This is a genomic window from Hahella sp. KA22, assembly GCF_004135205.1.
Taxonomy (GTDB): Bacteria; Pseudomonadota; Gammaproteobacteria; order Pseudomonadales; family Oleiphilaceae; genus Hahella.
This window is the reverse complement of sequence record NZ_CP035490.1, coordinates 5,962,376-5,981,436: the sequence shown is the minus strand read 5'-3', so window position 1 is coordinate 5,981,436 and position 19,061 is coordinate 5,962,376. Positions and strand designations below refer to the sequence as shown.

18 protein-coding genes and 1 tRNA gene are annotated in these 19,061 nt (G+C 47.0%); 14 read left to right on the top strand and 5 right to left on the bottom strand.

Annotated elements, in window-relative coordinates:
* Window positions 1–27 precede the first annotated feature (27 nt).
* A complete protein-coding gene (locus EUZ85_RS26410; protein ID WP_127973127.1) occupies window positions 28–1,083 on the bottom strand; it encodes a PD40 domain-containing protein in 1,056 nt (351 codons plus the stop codon).
* A 737-nt stretch (window positions 1,084–1,820) separates the two neighbouring features.
* On the opposite strand from EUZ85_RS26410, the gene EUZ85_RS26405 reads away from it, so the two are divergent.
* The 3 genes from EUZ85_RS26405 (at window position 1,821) to EUZ85_RS26395 (ending at window position 5,428) form a co-directional block, all read left to right on the top strand.
* Window positions 1,821–3,101, top strand: a complete 1,281-nt coding sequence (locus tag EUZ85_RS26405) for a hypothetical protein (protein WP_127973126.1) — start codon at window positions 1,821–1,823, stop codon at window positions 3,099–3,101.
* A 34-nt stretch (window positions 3,102–3,135) separates the two neighbouring features.
* On the top strand, window positions 3,136–4,002 hold the full coding sequence (locus EUZ85_RS26400) for a hypothetical protein (RefSeq protein ID WP_127973125.1): 867 nt from the start codon (window positions 3,136–3,138) through the stop codon (window positions 4,000–4,002).
* Window positions 4,003–4,408: 406 nt separating this feature from the next.
* Entirely contained in the window at window positions 4,409–5,428 is a 1,020-nt protein-coding gene (locus EUZ85_RS26395; protein ID WP_127973124.1) for a hypothetical protein, read from the top strand.
* Window positions 5,429–5,603: 175 nt separating this feature from the next.
* Here the strand turns inward: EUZ85_RS26395 and EUZ85_RS31285 are convergent, their stop codons facing one another.
* A complete protein-coding gene (locus EUZ85_RS31285; RefSeq protein WP_164887366.1) occupies window positions 5,604–5,969 on the bottom strand; it encodes a hypothetical protein in 366 nt (121 codons plus the stop codon).
* 324 nt (window positions 5,970–6,293) lie between these two features.
* Here EUZ85_RS31285 and EUZ85_RS26385 point away from each other — a divergent pair, with 324 nt between their 5' ends.
* From EUZ85_RS26385 to EUZ85_RS26360, 6 genes are all read left to right on the top strand, one after another.
* Window positions 6,294–7,466 (top strand): hypothetical protein, encoded by a 1,173-nt coding sequence (locus EUZ85_RS26385; protein WP_127973123.1) that lies wholly within the window; start codon window positions 6,294–6,296, stop codon window positions 7,464–7,466.
* Window position 7,467: 1 nt separating this feature from the next.
* Window positions 7,468–9,666, top strand: coding sequence for a phosphoribosyltransferase (locus EUZ85_RS26380; RefSeq protein ID WP_127973122.1), 2,199 nt, complete (start codon window positions 7,468–7,470; stop codon window positions 9,664–9,666).
* Between the two features lie 718 nt (window positions 9,667–10,384).
* Window positions 10,385–10,888 carry a hypothetical protein gene (locus tag EUZ85_RS26375; protein WP_127973121.1) on the top strand — a complete coding sequence of 168 codons (504 nt, stop codon included), beginning with the start codon at window positions 10,385–10,387 and terminating at the stop codon, window positions 10,886–10,888.
* A 69-nt stretch (window positions 10,889–10,957) separates the two neighbouring features.
* Window positions 10,958–11,356 carry a toxin-antitoxin system YwqK family antitoxin gene (locus EUZ85_RS26370; protein WP_164887365.1) on the top strand — a complete coding sequence of 133 codons (399 nt, stop codon included), beginning with the start codon at window positions 10,958–10,960 and terminating at the stop codon, window positions 11,354–11,356.
* A 98-nt stretch (window positions 11,357–11,454) separates the two neighbouring features.
* Window positions 11,455–11,706: a hypothetical protein gene (locus EUZ85_RS26365; protein ID WP_127973119.1), complete on the top strand. Its 252-nt coding sequence runs from the start codon at window positions 11,455–11,457 to the stop codon at window positions 11,704–11,706.
* Window positions 11,707–11,836: 130 nt separating this feature from the next.
* Window positions 11,837–12,733, top strand: coding sequence for a hypothetical protein (locus EUZ85_RS26360; protein ID WP_127973118.1), 897 nt, complete (start codon window positions 11,837–11,839; stop codon window positions 12,731–12,733).
* A 755-nt stretch (window positions 12,734–13,488) separates the two neighbouring features.
* Here EUZ85_RS26360 and EUZ85_RS26355 read toward each other — a convergent pair.
* The 3 genes from EUZ85_RS26355 to mutY all read right to left on the bottom strand — a co-directional run bounded on the left by EUZ85_RS26355 (window position 13,489) and on the right by mutY (window position 15,135).
* A tRNA-Phe gene (locus tag EUZ85_RS26355) sits at window positions 13,489–13,564 on the bottom strand.
* 57 nt (window positions 13,565–13,621) lie between these two features.
* Complete coding sequence (locus EUZ85_RS26350) at window positions 13,622–13,891, bottom strand: oxidative damage protection protein (protein WP_127973117.1); 270 nt, start codon at window positions 13,889–13,891, stop codon at window positions 13,622–13,624.
* Between the two features lie 74 nt (window positions 13,892–13,965).
* Window positions 13,966–15,135, bottom strand: coding sequence for an A/G-specific adenine glycosylase (gene mutY / locus EUZ85_RS26345; protein ID WP_127973116.1), 1,170 nt, complete (start codon window positions 15,133–15,135; stop codon window positions 13,966–13,968).
* A 269-nt stretch (window positions 15,136–15,404) separates the two neighbouring features.
* On the opposite strand from mutY, the gene EUZ85_RS26340 reads away from it, so the two are divergent.
* From EUZ85_RS26340 to hisF, 5 genes are all read left to right on the top strand, one after another.
* Window positions 15,405–15,869 (top strand): SRPBCC family protein, encoded by a 465-nt coding sequence (locus EUZ85_RS26340; protein ID WP_127973115.1) that lies wholly within the window; start codon window positions 15,405–15,407, stop codon window positions 15,867–15,869.
* A gap of 115 nt (window positions 15,870–15,984) precedes the next feature.
* Entirely contained in the window at window positions 15,985–16,578 is a 594-nt protein-coding gene (gene hisB / locus EUZ85_RS26335) for an imidazoleglycerol-phosphate dehydratase HisB (protein ID WP_011395282.1), read from the top strand.
* A gap of 76 nt (window positions 16,579–16,654) precedes the next feature.
* Entirely contained in the window at window positions 16,655–17,299 is a 645-nt protein-coding gene (gene hisH / locus EUZ85_RS26330; RefSeq protein WP_127973114.1) for an imidazole glycerol phosphate synthase subunit HisH, read from the top strand.
* Window positions 17,300–17,354: 55 nt separating this feature from the next.
* Window positions 17,355–18,089: a 1-(5-phosphoribosyl)-5-[(5-phosphoribosylamino)methylideneamino]imidazole-4-carboxamide isomerase gene (gene hisA, locus EUZ85_RS26325; RefSeq protein ID WP_127973113.1), complete on the top strand. Its 735-nt coding sequence runs from the start codon at window positions 17,355–17,357 to the stop codon at window positions 18,087–18,089.
* 45 nt (window positions 18,090–18,134) lie between these two features.
* On the top strand, window positions 18,135–18,908 hold the full coding sequence (gene hisF, locus EUZ85_RS26320) for an imidazole glycerol phosphate synthase subunit HisF (RefSeq protein ID WP_127973112.1): 774 nt from the start codon (window positions 18,135–18,137) through the stop codon (window positions 18,906–18,908).
* The last annotated feature ends 153 nt before the right edge of the window (window positions 18,909–19,061 follow it).

Below are 19,061 nucleotides of genomic sequence, written 5' to 3'. Positions count from 1 at the left end.
CCCTATTCGTAAAAGTACCTCAGAGAATCACCAATCCGCCCATATCGGTACGGACGCGGGATTTGAACAGAATCTATCACCAAGCGTATCGACCAGGGAGATCACGTCAGGGCTGTTCTCATCCAGAGTCAGATTAGCCGCTGTTGCTTTGATGATGTACAGCGCGCCGCGACAGGGCTGGATTGCGTCATGAGCATCGATTCCGCGAGTAATGGCCAAATGCTTACCATCAGGTGACCATGCGGCCCCGTGGATATCGTGCTCTTCGTTGTTCACCATAACTCTAAGATTAGTTCCATCAACATTCATGACGTATAAATCGAAATATCCGCTGCCCCGCGTCATTGATGTTTGACTCATACTGAAAGCCACCTGCATTCCATTGGGACTGATCGATAGGGTGTCCCAGACATGGCTATCATTAAACTTTCTCACCAACTGCTTTTCTGGCCCAACCTGGAAATCAACCTTATAAATCGAGTCGTCCTCGGCAATATACAATACGCCGCTAGGTGACCAGTCAAAGGCTCTGATGTGGGAATGTTGATCCTCATAATAGCGGAGCGTGTCGCCATTTCTGTTCACTAAAACCAGCGCAGGTATACCCAGGTTTTCCGGTTCGTAATACATCGCGATAACGCTGCCATCTGGAGAGACTTTGGGATCAACGTCGAGCGTAAAACTACCTGGCTTGACGAATGATGAAATGACATTGCCATTACGATCCATGGTATGAGTGGTTACCCGAAAATTGACTCCGTCCCCCTCAACCTGAAAGTCATCTTCCACAAATATCAGGTTTTGTGACTCATCAACGCCTATTACGCCATCTAGTTCCAACACTTCCTTTGCTTCGTTAGTCGCCAAATCGTACTGATGAATCTTGTTGACCACTTTCTCAAAAATGAGCGTGCCTTCAAGCCCCGTCGAGCCCCCTGACGAACCATCGCCATCGCTGGAAGAGCTTTCACCGTTTGAAGAGCCTCCACCGCCGCCACAAGCGGCATTCAAAAACGCCAGGCTGCAGAGTATAAAAATCCTGTATAAGGATCGGGTTTTGGTAACTATAGGGTTATCTGACATATCCACATATCCTTCCAATATTCAGCCACCGCTCAGCCATCAGCACCCGCCTTCACAAATACAAAAAATCAGATCGCCTCGCTTACAAGACACTCCGCTTAACTGTTTGAGACTAGGCTGTTCTGAACGACGCTGTTAAATCTTTAGCGACTACCGTCATCGTGGTTTTGAAGAAATTAGAGACCAAGCCAACTACATGAGCGCCAGCGGAAAACAAGGCGAGAACACCGCGGACATGACTATCGGCGCCTTCCAAACGCTCTAACGAGATCATCGTCATCTCTAACGTATTATTTCTCAAAAGGACTTGAGATCCATCTAGGGGTAACCCTGTAGGGGGGGGAGATGTATTGATCGAGGCTTGCATTGAAGCTATGCGAAAAATGGCGACAGCCGCCTTTCATTGGAAAGAGGGGCTATTTCAAAGGATTAATATGCCAGAAAGAAGGCATGCAATGCTGTCTGTGCGAAATATATCTGCCCGATTTTTCAAGGGAAAATATTACCCAAGGGTATCCACTTAGGCTGCATGGCATAACCCCTCGGACGCCTTGTGTCTGTGGGAAGGCTTTGTTACTTTTAGTTTCAACTATAAGCAATAATCATTGCGCACAACTCAATGCTATTCGCCGCCACAACTCGCAGCCCTGGCTATAAGCCAATGGATTCCTCTGTCTATCTGTTTTGGTAGGGGGGCGTCCGGGCAATCAGCTACTTTTAACACTTAGGGATTAACTATGAATCAAGCTGTCAACATGACTGCTCAACGTATTGGTCAGCCCGGTACTGGAAAGAAGGTAATGGTTTCGGCTCAGCTCGTTTCCACGTACAACAAGCTTATTGATCTATCAAAGAAAGGCGACTATTGGGCGACATATATTGTAAAAGAAATTGGCCAACTTACTTCCGGCGTCAGCAGGGGGAAAAGTGTGTATGTACACGAAGACTTTAGTATAGCTGGGTATAAGTTATATCGAATGATGCTTCCCGGTTGTGTTGCCAACATAGTAGAAACGCCTAGTAGAGAGTATCAAATTGAAGCCTTGGATATAGACTTCAGTTTTTTTGAAAAGCAAGTTGACTTCAAAAAGCCAGGTTTGTTGTTTGCAAAACCTAAGAGAACCGGCGGTTGGAATGTGTCGCTCATTATGGACAAAGAGGTTCGAGGAACAGATGGGAAGGCTGGTAGAACGGGTTATGTCAAACCTCAATCAAAAAATAAAGAAGATTGGATAATTGTCGGTGTTGCGGACTTAAACCCTTCCCCTCATGATGCAGCCAGAGAAGTAGCCGCCCACATATCCGCTAGCCATTTTAAATCTGAAATAAGCAAACTTGGCTTTAATCTCATGTACACTCCAGGCGAGGGCTCTGTCGGAGGTTGGAGATTGGCTGAGGCGAATAACGCGCAAAAATCCGAACGCATTCATGAGAGTGCTCAGGTGCTGGCTGATGTAATGGTAAAAGCGCAGAAGCAGCGTAAACCTGTAGCATGGGTAACACAATATGGCGGCTCTGGCGTATTTACCCAGGCTCTTCAAATTGTTCGCGACAGGGGAGTTCGGCTGGATAGCCATACAGCCTTTTTGAGTGGAGCAACAACTAATACGGATAGAGCATTTGTTCTTTGTCGAGATCTGGGAATGCATGTCAGCCCAGATGATAGCTTCGCTAAAAATCAAGTGCTATCTGTAAGGCAAGCTCTGGGAGGCATGGCGTTAGGTTGGGCGCCAGTAAAAACGATGGTAAGACGTTTGCGCTCTCAGAAAGGTTACGGACTTAAGCAAGTAACTAGCGATGCATTAGGGCTATTCACAAATGGTAAGGACGTACAAGGGATAGGAACCGCAGTAACAACCATGGTTGCGGCGTTTGGGGCCGGTCCTTTGTATGGTGTTTGCGGCGCTATTGCCGCCAGTGCTCCTGTAATTTCTGCCGTAGCCACAAATATCCCAGCATTTGACAGGTACCCCAACTTACAGGCGGCCATTCAAAATACGGATCGCAAATTATGGTAACCTCCAAAAGGTCTCGATTAGAGAAGGAGAGCATATGAGGCTGCTAACGCTTAAATTGAGAACAGCGAAAAAGCCGTGTGTCCCGATTGGCCCAGATTTTGGCAAAGCTGAAGCTATTGAGCTGGATCTCTCTGGCGCCAAGATTAAGCTGCAGCTCAATCCACATCAACCGCCTAGCTCACATGAGGAAGAGATAGCTCCTGACGGCAGCTACAATCTTTATGATGACTCTCTCTATGAAGAAGATGAGACAGGGCTTTTCTGGTTTTTTAGGCCGCTAAAAAGATGTTGGGGGTTTCGTGGACCTATTTTTTCCGGCTATGTTGCGGAGTTGGGAGCAACATTGGTGGTCAAGCGCGTCAGGCCTGGTCGACAGGATTATTCTTTATTGAATGCCCAGGACTTTCAGCAGTTTATCACTGATTGTCTAACCGCTGACTATGGTGATGAAGTGTTGTTTGGCCGTAGCCTCTATGACGCTCCTGTTGACTGGACTCCGGCGAATTTAGGTGGCAATGTGCCTGCGGTTACTTTTGAAGTTCGTTCTGGTCCTGTTAGGGGAGGGTATAGAGAAAAAATTCTGGCATTTCCCATTGAGCACGACGTTTGTGTTTGGATTTATTTTCATTTTCACCAATACGCGCCGGGTAAGTTGGTAGAACAAGACAGTCTGATACCGCCCCGCCCCCTTGAAGAGCTATGCCAAAATATTATTGGGAGCGTTTGGCTAGAACTTACTCCTTCTGCTAAGCAAGACTTTGAAGAGATTCAAAGCAAGCATCCGGCGTTAAAGCTGAGTCACGTTGCTCCAATAAAGTGGACTACATCTGAGCAGGATGCTGAGTGGGAGGAGTACTGTAAGGACTTAGCGGAAAGGGAACGATTCTCCACTATGAAATAGTGGTGATTGCCCAAAGATAGGAGCATTCTACATTAGGGCTGCTCGACTTCGTCCCAGAAGTCCCGGTAACGGCCGTCGTTGTCAGAATAGTATCTGAGCGATGGCCTCTTTATACAATTCCCGCGCCTTAGAAACACCATATGCCAAAGCCAAGTCCTCACTCGCGCATACTACAATTGGCTCGCTGGGCAGATTAACTTTACTGATATCAATAGTATCAACAACCTGATCAAAGTTTTGAAAATGATCAGGCTTCGGCTTGAGCGGGGGCATTTACCGCCAGGAACCGGCAATATTTAAGTCTGAAGGGATAAATAATGACCCTAGATGTATTTTATGCTGATCAGTAAATGGTTTTCTTTTTCAAGAAATAGTAGTGAAGCTCATCCCAGAAAGGTCATAAGCCATGAGTTTGCTTACACTTAAGCTCCGAAAAAAGCGTCCTTGTATCCCAATAGGACCAGATTTTTCAAAGGCTGAAGCTATTCAGATTTCCTTGTCAGGAACTAAAGTCAGCTTTTTAATGAACCGCCATCTTCCTGATGGCTTCTATGAAGAATATATTTCTCCTTCTGGCGAATATAACTTATTTGACAGTAACCTATACGAAACTGACCGTAGAAAGATTGGTGAGGAAGCCTGCTATAAAGAACTAAGATATATAGTTCCTCTGCGGCGTTGCTGGGCTTTTCGAGGACAGGCGTTTACCGGCTATGCCGCCCAAGTGGACGCCACAGTCTCGGTTCAGAGAATTACCCCGTCAAGCAAAGATTTTTCGCTATTAAGGCCTGACCATTTCCAGCAGTTCATAACGGATGCTTTAACTACTGAATATGGCCACTTGGTTTCGAATGGACGCAGCAAATTTGATGCGCCGGTTAACTGGAAACCAGATAGTCGCCATCCAATACATGCTGTGTCATTTGAAGTGACGCCTGTGACCAGTGGCGATGACCGAAAGGTTATATATGCTTTCCCGGTTGATCATGAAGTCTGCGTCTTTATATATTTTCATCTTTTGCAATATGAGCCGGGAGAGCTCTCGAAGAAAGACGCAATGGTGTCGCCCAAACCGCTCTACGAGCTTGTAGAAAGCATCATATCCAGCGTTAAGATCGAGCTATCGGCCTCCGCACTTAATGAGTTGGAGCAAATTAAGTCCACTCACTCCAGCGCAAAAATCTCTAAAACTCTCAGTCCTTTGAAGTGGACGACACCAGAGCAAGACGCGGAGTGGGAGGAATATTGCAAGAACCTGGTTGAGCTACGCAGGCTTAGTTACTCAGACCAGCAAGTTCCTAAATCCGAGAAAGATAAACTCCTCAATAAAATGAACGCAGCCACGACCGAAGAGGAAATGCTTAAGTTAATGGAGCAGGCTGCTGAGATGGAGGCTAAACACTCTAGCCAAGGTAAAAAGAGTTAAATCAGCTATCGGATCAATACTGAAAACACCTTTGAGCTAACGCTCGGGTGTTTTCAGTACCTCTGTTCTCAGCAACTAAGCAGAGCAAACTAATCCCTTCGCAGACTCCCCACTTTCCAAGCGGTCAATGCAGACCATTCTCATATAGTCGCAATCCGGAACAGTGTAGGCCAACCTATCGGCGGCGGATAACCTGAACCTGACCACCGCCGCCGACTTTAACCAGGCCATCGCCCGTAACCGACAAGCGGCAATCCAAGGCGACGACAGCGCCACCGCGGGCGGCTCGCGCTCCGCAACGATCAGCGACAGCGACACGCAAACCTGCGCCAACAAAACTATAAACGTTCAAGGAAGCCATACCGATATCGCAAGCGCGGCCAGGAAGATTCAGGCGCAAATCATCGAACTGAAAGCCAGCGCAGCCGTGACCATCCAAGCGCCGGCCATCGCTATAGGCAGCGGTGGCGTGGACGTGTTGCAGGTGATTGCGGATCTGATTGGTGTGGTTCAGGAGTTGGCGGCTACAACGGCGAGCCACACCCACGGAGACGGAGGAAGCGGGACGCCATCAAGCAGTGGGAGCCATTGCAGCCAAGCGAGCCGCGCGGGCGTATTGAAAGGTCAGATTACTGGGGTGATGCCATAAGATCAAATAGCCACCTCCCGTAGCATATGCTGATGCGTGTGCTATCTTTTTATTCAATGTTAAATAGTGAATGACTGTTTTCGATCCAAAACGGACACTAAGGATGCCTGAATATAGTTGCGTTGCAACACTTTTGAATATGTAAAATGCCGACAAAAATATAAATACTATATAAATTATAGCGCACTTAAAAGTTACAAAATAATTGGTATTTTAATGCAAAAAATTATCAATATTGGCTCAAATACAAACATTGATTTTATATCAAAAAACTGGATCGCCGATAATTGTGATGAATTGGTCTTTGTGGTGTCAAAAACTTCTTCCTTTGCTTTGTTTGCTGAAGGGATAGCACTCGGTTATTTGCAGGAATTTCTTTTCTCTGGAAAAAGACTAATTATTAAATTTCATAATTTATCAAAGAAGATTTCTTTGTCTAGTCTGCGAAATAGGCACATTAATAGTTATGCGGACATTATTAATCTTGATATACCTGAGATTTTATGTGGGATATTTGGTCTCCAGCTTATATACAAATCTAGTGGTATATACGATGCTTTTAGCGATTTGAACGATCCTGTACAAGCCAGAGGACATATCGGTTCTGTTATATGGAAGGTGCTACAAAATAATAAAGGTCAACTAGGCGATGGAAAAAGCCAATATCTTATTTGTAGACATGACTACAGAATTCCTGCTGTTCTCAGAGGAAGGGATGCTCTAAGTTTTCCAGAATCAGATATTTTTAGAAATAAAATTTCTCCGATAATTAAAACAATAGGCGATGAAAAAGTTTCGTCTGTGGATGCCAAGACTCTTGTCGGCTCATGGATATATCATATTGCTGAAAATGCGTTTGAACATGGGTGCGTTGATACTAATGACAGCCTAATAAATGGTTATAGTGGAATACTTATACAAAAAATCACGACACCCAACGAAGCTGCAATTGACAAGCGTGAAGATCTAGATACCGATTCCAAGGCTTATCTTCATAGGCTATATAAAGATCACGGATTTTCAAGTAAAAATACACTTACTGTGGTTACAGTAATGGATTGTGGGCAAGGCATTCATAATACACTTCCTGAAAAATATACGACATTGAGTGATAAAGAAAGGTTGGAACATGCCTTTAAACGTGGAGTTACAAGACACAAAGTAAGCGAAGGGAAAAGTGGTTATGGTTTATTTGACTCAATAAGAGCCGCAAGAAAATTGAATGCACTTTTTGTTGTCTGCTCTGCCAACTTATATTCAGTTAAATCATTTAACGAGCTTGGCGGCGATGCTATCAAATTTAGTAAAAACGCAATTATCTTAACTAAGAATGTAGGCTCTAGCCTATCAATTATCTGGCCTTCCAAATCAAATTACTTGAGACCTTGAAATGGAACGCAACAAGAAGATAATTATAAAAAAAGTACCGGACAGCGGTATGTTTGCCGACCTGGACTCTCGACTAAAAAAAATAAACTGTAGCGGTGTAGAGTGTATAGTGTTCAAGGTTTCTTCTGAAATTATAGATCACCTAAAGTGTGATTTTAAAGACAGGGATCAAATTGTACGAAGGGCTGGAGATGGAGTTCCGGTATATCTTTTAGAATTAAATAACGAGTATAAAGACTACTATATTTATCTCGTTCAAAAAGAAGGCTGCTTGAAAATTGATGATAAAGAATTACTAAGAAAAATTAGACAGGCCGATTTCATTGATGTTTTAGAGCGCTCAGATGGAGAGTGCTTCCACATTGCTGACGATGGGTTACACTATCAAACTCCATCTGGAATGCATACTAAAGCCTTTTTAAGGCTTGCAGATGCCGTACACTCTTTTGGTCGTATGGATCGAATTAGTTATTGGATGTTGACTAGTATTAATCGCGCAGATGCAGTTTTATTTGACAATTGGAGCTTGGCCTCGCTAGTTCTTCATTCACAGAGTATTTTAGAAAAACGAATAAAGTTTGATTGTTTGCATCAACACATGAATTCCAATGCCGAGGATGCTCAAAAGGTTGCTGAAGGTTTATTAGGAAAATTAGAGCCTTCTAGCACGGCTCTAGTGCTTGTCAGTGTTAATGCAAGCGGTGGACACTTGAGTTCGCTCTTGGATATGTGTAAGCGTATCAGACCGGATATTTCGTTTCAAAGTGCAAGTATCTATCAGATGCCTTGTGACAAAGATACCACACCAGCAGATATCACCTTTTGCGAATTAAGTTCACAAGAAATGGTTTCATATGAAGAAAACAGTTGTCCCTATTGTGATCACAACGATGAAGTTATCTCAATAGACGAAAGATATTATTATCCAAAGCAACGGAAAGAAACCCCAGTAAGCCTTCCCGCTAGATACGTAGATAAAAATAGTGATATTCGGCCCTCTCTCGACATGCTTGGAAGTGTAGAGGGTGCGCTTTGTGTTCATAGAGATGATCCAAATGACGAAGAGAACCCGAGACATCACGCCTTTTATGTGGATGTTACGGAACTTGCCAAAAATGATGCTTTTATTTCTATCTTTACAGAAAGAATGAACTTGATTGAAGAGGAGTATGGTATTCCAGATGTAATTGTTTGCCCTCCTCATAGTGCCGCAAAAAGTATGCTAAATATAATTTCTCAGCGCTGGAAAATAAAAGCTATTGTAACGCACAATTTATTGAATATATCTGAAGAAGAAGAGAATATATTAAAATCCTCTAAACATATTTGCATTTTGGACGATGTAATAATAACGGGGTCTAGAATTGATCGGTATGTCAGAGCAATGCGTGAAAGACTCAGTCTTAACACTAATATTTTCAAGTCGCTTTCGATTTTTATTGCTGTTCTGAGGGGAGAAAATGAATCGTGTGTTAAAAAATTGAAAGATGGTGCCCTTAGCAGGAGAAATGGCTGGGCGTCAGGCCTATATTCGGTTGCTGAGATATATCTACCAAACTGGGGGGAGAAAGAATGCCCATGGTGTAAGGAGGCTAATATATGGGGTGAAGTTCCCCCGCCTTTTGATGAACCGGATTATTACAGATCTCGCATGACAGCTCTTAATTCAAGTTTTTCATCAGGGATTGTTGATAATCCGATAATTAAGATAGACCCCAGTTATCAGGTAACTCTCGGTTCTTCTTCACCTTTGGCAGATGCTGGTGCCAATGAAATGCATGTTTTATTTGTGGTGGCAGTAGCTCTCCAAAGAATGAGGTCTGATCCAGAAGGTAAGAATAGGTTAGTGCGAACCTTAGTTAACAATAACGCATTGGATGTTACAAATAACTCTTTGCCATGCGGAAAAGAAACTAATGTTTTTAAGAGATATAGTGAGCCTTTAATTCAGGCTTGCTTACTTCGGTGCGCCAAACCTTCTGAATGGTCGAGCGACATATTGAAACATGGCATTCCATTTCTTATTTCAAATTTAAAAGACAATGTCAGCAAGAAAATATTACTATTAGAAATTATTCTCTATTTGAAAAGACGTACTTATTGTTCTGCTGCTGCGCAGGATCTTGAAAAAGCTTATGAGCCATTTGCATTGGGATCAGATGATCCGGTTTTGGCTTTATTGAAAACTATGATTAAATAGCCTCCCTTTCACACCATCAATGTCAGCCCTTAGCCGAAAGGGGCCTGATACTAATCGATATTGACTAAAACAGTAGCACCTCCTCCTAACGTCTGCATTCGGCCTGGTATTGGGCATTGATGGCTACTCGAGCAGTTCAAGCACCTCTCTAATCCGTAAGCAGGCACCAAAGCTTCTGCATCGGCCAATATTTCTCACTAAAATCTGCAAGCCCTTACGTAACTAAAACTCACTCCTCCCCACGCCTGCGCGATTTGAGTTAATGCCAAGTTTATGAAATTGGGGTTAGGCCCTACGCCCCAAGGGGACAGGCTTTTGGAAAGATCAGGGCTTCAATTATTGAATAATTTGGAACTAAGTTGTAACAGTTAATCTGGTGTAAGACGTTGTGATGGGGACAGGTAATTTTTGTGTTTGTCTGTGTATAAATACAGTTGTTTCTCACGTGACTGGAAAGTCGCACGCTTTTTCGTAGTGAATGGCTCGGTTTCTGATGATGTTGTCCTGAAAATATCTTTGATTCAATAAGTTGCGAGCTAGCCTGTTGTGATAACGAGACACACTAAGAAAGTGTATATGCGCACGCACGGTTTCTTGTAAGTGAGGTAGTTTGACTTTCTGGGGTTTTACACTGGAATCAGTGGGCTGGAGGAACTATCTTCAAAATATTGGAATGGAAAAACGCGCATGCGCGATATAAAAATGTTAGGCATGCAGAATGAGCAAGAACCTAGATCTCAATGCTGAAATAGTTGCCGGAGAATCGGCAGCTGGCTTCTATATTGGAATGAATCTCAGAGAGATAGATCACTTACTTAAAGAAGCTGAAACTATTGAGTACTATCAAGGCTTCAATCTAGTGGAGAAAATTCATAGTACTAAAGGGTACTTTGTTCTAAAGCACATTACTGGAGATAAGGGAAGCTCTGTATATTATGGTAATGGCCTTCTGCACTTAGAATTCAACAATAGCTCAGAGCTTTTCTGTATTTATGTATATCGAGGTTACTTGGGGAGTTACAAGAACATCATGGTTGGGGATTCCCTCAATGAACTGAGAGCTAAAGAAGCGCTGCAATATGATGAGGGTGACGATATGTACTATCGTCTAGACCAAGAAAAATACGTCCCTGGACTAGCTATTATAGCTTTGGGCGATGAAAATAACGATGACCCAATTGAAGGTTTTTGCGTTCACAATTGGAGCATGCAAAATGCCTAACCAGTAGCTGCAGCGGACCGTCGCTTCGCGACTCCCGCTGGGTTGAGCGTTATGCGTAAAGGAAGTGCGATGAGTCAAATTGATGAAAGTCTCTTAGAATTCAATGATGACGATCTTCTTGTGTTTGAAGGTAAACCATATACTGGTGAGACTTTTTTAAACTATGCTGGCGGCAATATAAAAAGGGCAATGTCATACGACAACGGATTGCCTTCAGGTTGTTGCAAAGAATGGTATGAGTCAGGTCAACTCAAGAGAGAGTGGCTAGCCGTCCGCAGCCAAGGTGCATCAGAAGAAAAACAGTATTATGAAAATGGAGTCACGTTATCAATTAGGCTGACTGAGCATAATATAGAGACTTCGTACGAGAAATATAACGAGTCTGGCGAGCTTGTTGAGCAGCGAAAATTAGAAGCTAATTCGCCTATGGCAAAGGTATTGGAACGTATGCGCAATGTTCACGCATAACAAGGCAAGCCAAAATCGCCTTGCGGGCTGGATGCGCTAACACGCGCCTTTGCTTGCGGCGTTAGGCCTCCGAGTTACCCAAAAAAAGGGAATAGAGCATGACTAAAGAATCTATTAAAGAAGGTGCTTTACTAAAAGCAGTAAATGATGCTCTCGAATCTGAGTGGAATCATGACAAAACATACTGTCGTATAGAATCCATCCGTAAATCACCAGTCGGTAATTGCAACTGGGAGGTAGACACCCTTAGTACAGGAGGGAGAACACTGCAATATGCAGATCAATGTAGTCAATTGCAAAGTAAAGTACTGAAAGAATTTTCTGAAAAATATAATGTTGACTGGGAATAGGTAAATGCATAGGCCATCACTATGGCCTAACAAGCGCAATAATGTTCGCGGCATTTCATGTCGCTGGACCTCCTTACGCTACGCTTCAGTCGGCCCATGTTACTGGCGTTAGACATCAGAAGGAGCGAGGATGAAGTTTGAATTTGGAGATCTATATAAATTTATAGTATCTCTAGGTGTAGTATTGATAACCCTATCTATTTTGGCTCCTTGGATGTTTCTCAGGGAGCCTTTCGATCTATTCCGACCAGAGTCAGATATAAACGCACTGTCAGATGTGGCTAAGGCGGCGGTAATTAAAAGGCAGGACGCGGTTTCGTTTGTCGTTAGCTTTATTCCATGGTTCTCTTCTATCGGCTCTACTGTAGGAATGATATTCATCTTCTTTGGCCTGAAAAACTGGAGGAAAAACCAGCTTCATCTTGACGAACAAACAAGGCTCGACGTCGAAATAAAGAAGCAATCACTTCGCGATGCAACCAAAGATGAAATAGAAGGGAAAGAAACTTCAGAATACGAGAGTCTTCAGGTTGCGGAGTCCGGAATTTCCGATTCCTACATTGTTAATTCGTTTAGATCACAATACTCAAAAGTGGAAGATCTCGTCTACAGCAGGTTATCAAAGGTGTATGGGAATAAGTTTGACGTTAGTCACAACAAAATGGTGGCCAACGTTGAATTGGATATATTACTTCGTGGTAAGGCTATGTTAGCCAAGGACTATATAGTTGAAGTGAAATATATAAGAAAGGGGTTTAACTTCGGTTGGCTTCGCGAAGTATATTTGAAAAATATATATGCAAAGAGCGTATATGCTCAAATAACAAACAGACTGCCTAATACACTTCTCCTCATTGTCATTGATTCGGAGGCTCACAATGAAAAAAAGTACAATCAGCTAATAAATCGGCTGGCTGGAGAGTCTGAAGGTCGAAAAGGAAAAGATCTAGTTTGCATTATTACGAAACAGGAGCTTATGAGTATTGATGATCAAGCTCTTCAAGAAAAGCTGGCAATCCATGCCTAACAAACGCAAACATGCGGAACAATTTTCCGCGGCGCTCCAAATTGTCCGGTGTTGCGGGCGTTAATCTCTCAAGGGCAGATTAAGCAATTCTCCCTATCCAGCCATATCGGCTTCAGTTCCGAAATCTGACTAGACGACCACTTTGGTGACCTGCGTGGACGTTATGTGGACAGGTACGTCCAGTTTTTGAATTTTTGATATTTCTATGATTTTTAATTCATTGAAAATTAGAGGAAAAGATTTGGATGATATTTTATATAAATGTTGAAGTGCCGGATTATGAGTCCAGCCATCTCATGCAGAGGATACGCTAGGGCGAAATGGGCAGGCTGATCTGCAACGACTTTATGTAGTACGGATGACGTCCCGATGCGAATTTGCTTATTCAGGGCTACACCATGCCATTTTCCGGAGATGGTTAGGCAATCTCTCGGCTGGCTGAGTGAGCGCGTCTATTAGGTTGTTGTACAGCCTAAATAGAGGAGGGTAGGTAATTATGCGTAACAAATGAGACATTGAGGCGATCAGGCCCTTTTGAGTGTATGAGGTGAATTTGCGTTGACACTTTGTTGACACATCCACTCATGACGATAAAAAAAGAAGGGCTGGTTTCTTTTACTTTTTTTGGGGGGTTGAAAGGGCAGGGGGGGTGTTGAGCTTGCCGGGTGTGTGAATTGCTAAGCTCTTTATTTGCGTGGATTTTCTTGGGCTAGAAACGAAAAAAGCCCGCATATAAATGCAGGCTTTTAGAATGGTGGTGCCCAGAGGCGGAATCGAACCACCGACACGGGGATTTTCAATCCCCTGCTCTACCGACTGAGCTATCTGGGCGACGGCGCGTATTTAAACCTCTGGGAGAAAAAAGGTCAAGCATATTTTTTTAATTTTTTAGTCTTTAGGAACAAAGCCTTCCGCAGCGTCGAAATTTTCGTTGTTGAGGAACTTCTCCATCTGCTCGGTGAGGTAGGTGCGAGTGTCCGGGTCCATCAGGTTTAAGCGCTTTTCGTTGATGAGCATGGTCTGGTGTTGCAGCCACTCCTGCCACGCTTTCTTGGAAACAGTCTCGAACAGTTCCTTGCCGCGGGCGCCCGGCATGGGGGGCAGGGCGAGGCCTTCGAGTTCTTGCTGATACTTTTTGCAGAATACCATTCGCGCCATGTTGCTTATCCTTTATTGGGTTTCGTGTAGTTTCAATTATCTGAGTGTGATTGGGTTCGATTATAACAAAGCTGTCAGAGCAGGCGCTTTTGCCTGTCCAGTGATTTCTGACTGAGCCACTTCTCTATAGGAGCGGGCAGGCCGGGAAGTTCCTGGTCAGGATCGAACCACTGGCTGTCGGATTCTCCAACGATGAACGCAGCGCCCTCCTGCCGCTCAATATCGGCTGTAGAAGCGATGATGGGCTTCAGTATCAGATGATAGTGAGAAAAGGTGTGGCGGAACGGCGACGCCAGCTCATATTGCTTCAACTGTAGGTGCTTCTGCTCTTTCCAGCTTTGCAGGGCGTCCGGCAGGTCCATATTCTTATCGCTTTCCGGCAGAGACCAGAGCCCGCCCCAAATGCCAGTCGGCGGTCTGCGCTCCAATAGAATGTGTCCGTCCTCATTTTGCAGCACCAGGACAAAGCGCTCGTGGGTGGGGATCTTCTTGCCGGCTTTGGGCGTTGGCAATTGGTCTGTCATGTCTTGAGCCAGCCCCTGGCAGGTGTCCTCCATGGGGCATCGACTACAGGCGGGTTTGCTGCGGGTACAGAGGGTGGCGCCGAGGTCCATGACCGCCTGAGTGTAATCTGTGACTCGCTCGACAGGTGTGTAAGCGTCCGCTAACTCCCATAGGCGAGTTTCAATTTCGCGCTTGCCCGGCCAGCCTTCTACCGCGTCATGGCGACAAAGTACGCGCTTGACGTTGCCGTCCAGAATGGGGGCGCGAATGCCGAAGCCCATGGACAGAATCGCGCCAGCGGTGGAGCGACCGATACCGGGTAGCTCCTGAATCGTTTCCAGTGTGTTGGGAAACTCTCCGTTGAATTTCTCCACTATCGTCTTGGCGGCTTTATGTAAGTTGCGCGCCCGTGCGTAATACCCCAGACCGGCCCAGTGAGACAGCACCGTATCCTGATCCGCCTCCGCTAACGCTGTGACCGTGGGAAAGCTCTCCATGAATTTGATGAAGTAGGGGATCACCGTGCTGACCTGGGTTTGCTGCAGCATGATCTCCGATATCCACACGTGATAAGGCGTGCGTGGATCTTGCCAGGGCAGGTCATGGCGGCCATGTTGGTCGAACCATGTCAGCAGGCGCGTAGCGAAGCTGTTTGTCGCCGTGGCGACATCCTGATCGCCAGCGGAATCATGGGATAGAGTAACAGGCTGTTTTTTTTGGGGATTCGACGGATTGTTCATGTAAGTAGATAGACTTGTGGCAATTAGCGTAGCAAACTATGGGCCCTGAAGGATCGATTTGTCGGGCGTACTCCGGCGGATAGCGCGTCCCGTCCGCTGTTGCAGCGGCCGCTTAGATTGCGCGTCCGTATATAAAAGACGTGTCCGTATATAAAGACGTATCCGTATATATAGAACAGTACTTCGCGGAGTGTACAGGATTACGCCTGATAAACCACACCAATGAAAACCCGCCGATAATAAAGTGTGCAGTCTTAAGGAGATAGCTTGTGTCTGTAAACATCACAATTGAAATCAGCCGAACCTTCGAAACATCCGCCAGTTACGACAGGGTGTTCGATTTGCTGGCCGACGTGCCGGCTTCCGTATCCCACTTTCCCAAAGTGGAGCAGTTGGTGGACCTGGGCGATAACGCCTATCGCTGGGAAATGAAGAAGATCGGCGTCGACAAACATGCTATCCAGACTGTTTACGCCTGCCAGTACAGTGCAGATAAAGAACGCGGCAGCATCACCTGGGCGCCTATAAAAGGAGAAGGGAACAGCGAAGTGCAGGGTTCCTGGACCGTGGTGGACAAAGGCGGTCGCGTGGAAGCGCGCTTCCAGACCAAAGGCTCACTGACTTTACCGCTGCCTAGCCTGCTGAAACTGGCCATCAGCCCCGTGGTTAAACACGAGTTCAACTCCCTGGTCGACGTCTATATGGACAACCTGCAAAAAGAATTCGCCTCCTGATACCTGCGCGGATGCGCTGGGACCGGACGGATTATCCGCGACGGTCCCCGGCGCTGTAGGCTAAGCGGAGATTACACGCTATAATGCGCGTTTTCTGCATTGGCTGGAGTAACGCATGGCGGAGCGCAAGGCGGAAGTCACCCGCAATACGCTGGAAACCCAAATCACCTGCAAGATTAACCTCGACGGCAGCGGTCAGGCCCGTTTCGAAACCGGCGTGCCGTTTCTTGACCATATGCTGGACCAGGTCGCCAGACATGGTCTGATCGATATGGACATCGTCGCCAAAGGCGACCTGCATATCGACGCTCACCACACAGTTGAAGACATCGGCATCACATTAGGACAAGCCGTCGCCAAAGCCCTTGGCGACAAGAAAGGCATCCGCCGTTACGGTCATTCCTACGTTCCCCTGGATGAAGCACTGTCCCGCGTGGTGATCGACTTTTCCGGCCGTCCAGGCTTGGAAATGCACGTCGAGTTCACCCGCTCCATGATTGGCCAGTTCGATGTCGATCTGTTCTACGAATTCTTCCAGGGATTCGTGAATCACGCACAGGTGACCCTGCATATCGATAACCTGCGTGGACGCAATTCCCACCACCAGATTGAAACAGTGTTTAAAGCTTTCGGCCGCGCTCTGCGCATGGCGCTGGAGCTGGACCCTCGTATGGCCGGCATTATGCCGTCCACCAAGGGCGCGCTGTAACTCCGTTACCCGAGGCCGTCATTGAGAGCGGCCTTTTTTACGTATAGCGAATAAAACAGGAACGGTCATACCAAGCATGAATACGATCGCGGTCATTGATTACGGAATGGGTAACCTGCACTCGGTGTCGAAGGCGTTGCAGCATGTGGCTCCGGATGCAAAGGTGCTGGTGACCGCCGACCCGAAGATCATCGCTGAAGCGGATCGCGTACTGGTCCCCGGTGTGGGCGCAATGCGTGATTGCATGGGCGAAATCGTACGCCTTGGCTTCGACAAAATCATTCTCGACGCAGTAGCTTCCGGCCGTCCTATGTTGGGCGTATGCGTCGGGATGCAGGTGCTGTTGCAGCGCAGTGAAGAAAACAACGGCGTCGACTGCCTTAAAGTTTTCCCCGGCGACGTAAAGTTCTTTGGTTATGATCTGACCGAGAACGGCGAGCGCCTGAAAGTGCCGCACATGGGCTGGAACGAGGTCAAACAGACAGTTGACCACCCCATGTGGGACGGCATCGCGGACAACGACCGCTTCTACTTCGTACATTCTTATTATGCTGCGGGCGATCATCCCGAAGTCGTCGCGGGTACCTGTCGCTATGGCGTGGATTTCGCCGCAGCCATCGCCCGCGACAATATCTTTGCGGCGCAATTCCACCCGGAAAAGAGCCAGCACGCCGGGCTGCAATTACTGAAGAACTTTACCCGTTGGAATGGCCGTCCTTGATCGTGGCGGTCGTAAACTCCCATACAGCCAGACATCCGAACGACTGAGAACCACAATGCTTATAATCCCCGCGATAGACTTGAAAGATGGTAAGTGCGTGCGCCTGAAGCAGGGCCGCATGGACGACTCCACCGTATTCTCCGATGATCCCGTGGCCATGGCCGCGCAATGGGTCGACGCAGGCGCTCGCAGACTGCATCTGGTGGACCTGAACGGCGCTTTCGCCGGCAAACCGGTGAACGGTGAAATCGTCTCCGCCATCGCCAAAGCGTACCCGGATCTGCCTATTCAGATCGGCGGCGGCATTCGCGAACTGGACATCATCGAGCAGTATCTGGATGCAGGTGTGAAGTATGTCATCATCGGCACGAAGGCGGTGAAAGAGCCGGCTTTCGTTGAAGAAGCCTGTCGCGCTTTCCCCGGCGCAGTCATCGTCGGCATTGACGCCAAAGACGGCATGGTCGCGACGGAAGGCTGGGCGGAAGTCAGCTCCGTAAGCGCTGTGGATCTGGCGAAACAGTTCCGCGACGCGGGCGTTTCCTCCATCGTTTACACCGATATCGCCCGCGACGGCATGATGCAGGGCGTGAACGTGGAAGCCACTGCTGCGCTGGCGCGGGAGTCCGGTTTGCCGGTTATCGCTTCTGGCGGCGTCACCAACATGGACGATATTCGTCGCCTGGCGACAGTGGCGGACAGCGGCGTTATCGGCGCAATTACCGGGCGAGCCATTTATGAAGGCGCGCTGGATCTGCGCGAAGCGCAAACGTACTGCGACTCCATTGGCTAACGCAGCACACGAACACCCGTATCAGACAGACACATAGGTAAAAACATGGGCTTGGCGAAACGCATTATTCCTTGCTTGGACGTAGATAAAGGAAGAGTGGTCAAAGGCGTTCAGTTTGTGGACATCCGCGACGCAGGCGACCCAGTGGAAGTGGCGAAGCGCTACGACGAGCAGGGCGCGGATGAAATCACTTTCCTGGACATCACCGCCAGTCATGAAGGCCGCGACACCACTGTGCATACGGTGGAGCGCATGGCCAGCCAAGTGTTTATTCCCCTGACTGTCGGCGGCGGCATTCGCAAGCTGGAGGATATCCGCACTATGCTGAATGCCGGTGCGGATAAAGTCAGCATCAATACTGCAGCCGTTTTCACCCCTGAATTTGTGGGTGAAGCGGCCGCCAAGTTCGGCAGTCAGTGCATTGTCGTGGCGATCGACGCCAAGAAAGTCTCCGCGCCCGGCGAAGCTGAGCGCTGGGAGATATTCACCCACGGCGGTCGCAAGCCCACCGGGTTGGACGCGATTGTCTGGGCCAGAAAAATGGTGGAGTTCGGCGCAGGCGAAATCCTGTTGACCAGCATGGATCGCGACGGCGCCAAAAACGGTTTTGACCTGGCGCTGACACGTGCGGTCAGCGACGCCGTGTCTGTGCCTGTAATTGCGTCCGGCGGCGTAGGCAACCTGCAACATCTGGTCGATGGCGTTAAAGAAGGCGGCGCTGACGCCGTGTTGGCCGCCAGCATTTTCCACTTCGGCGAATACAGCATCCCTGAGGCCAAAGCGTTTATGGCCAGGCAGGGCGTTGAAGTGCGCATTTGATTTTCGCTGACGTATTCCTGCGCGACCACTGAACCGCAAAGGTAAAGTGTCGCGCTTTGAAGAGCGGGTATATACTTTTTTAGGAACAGCTCTTGGCTTGTTGAAGTTGATGTGTGAACAGGCCCTGCTTCGGCATTTCCTGAACAGGTTTGT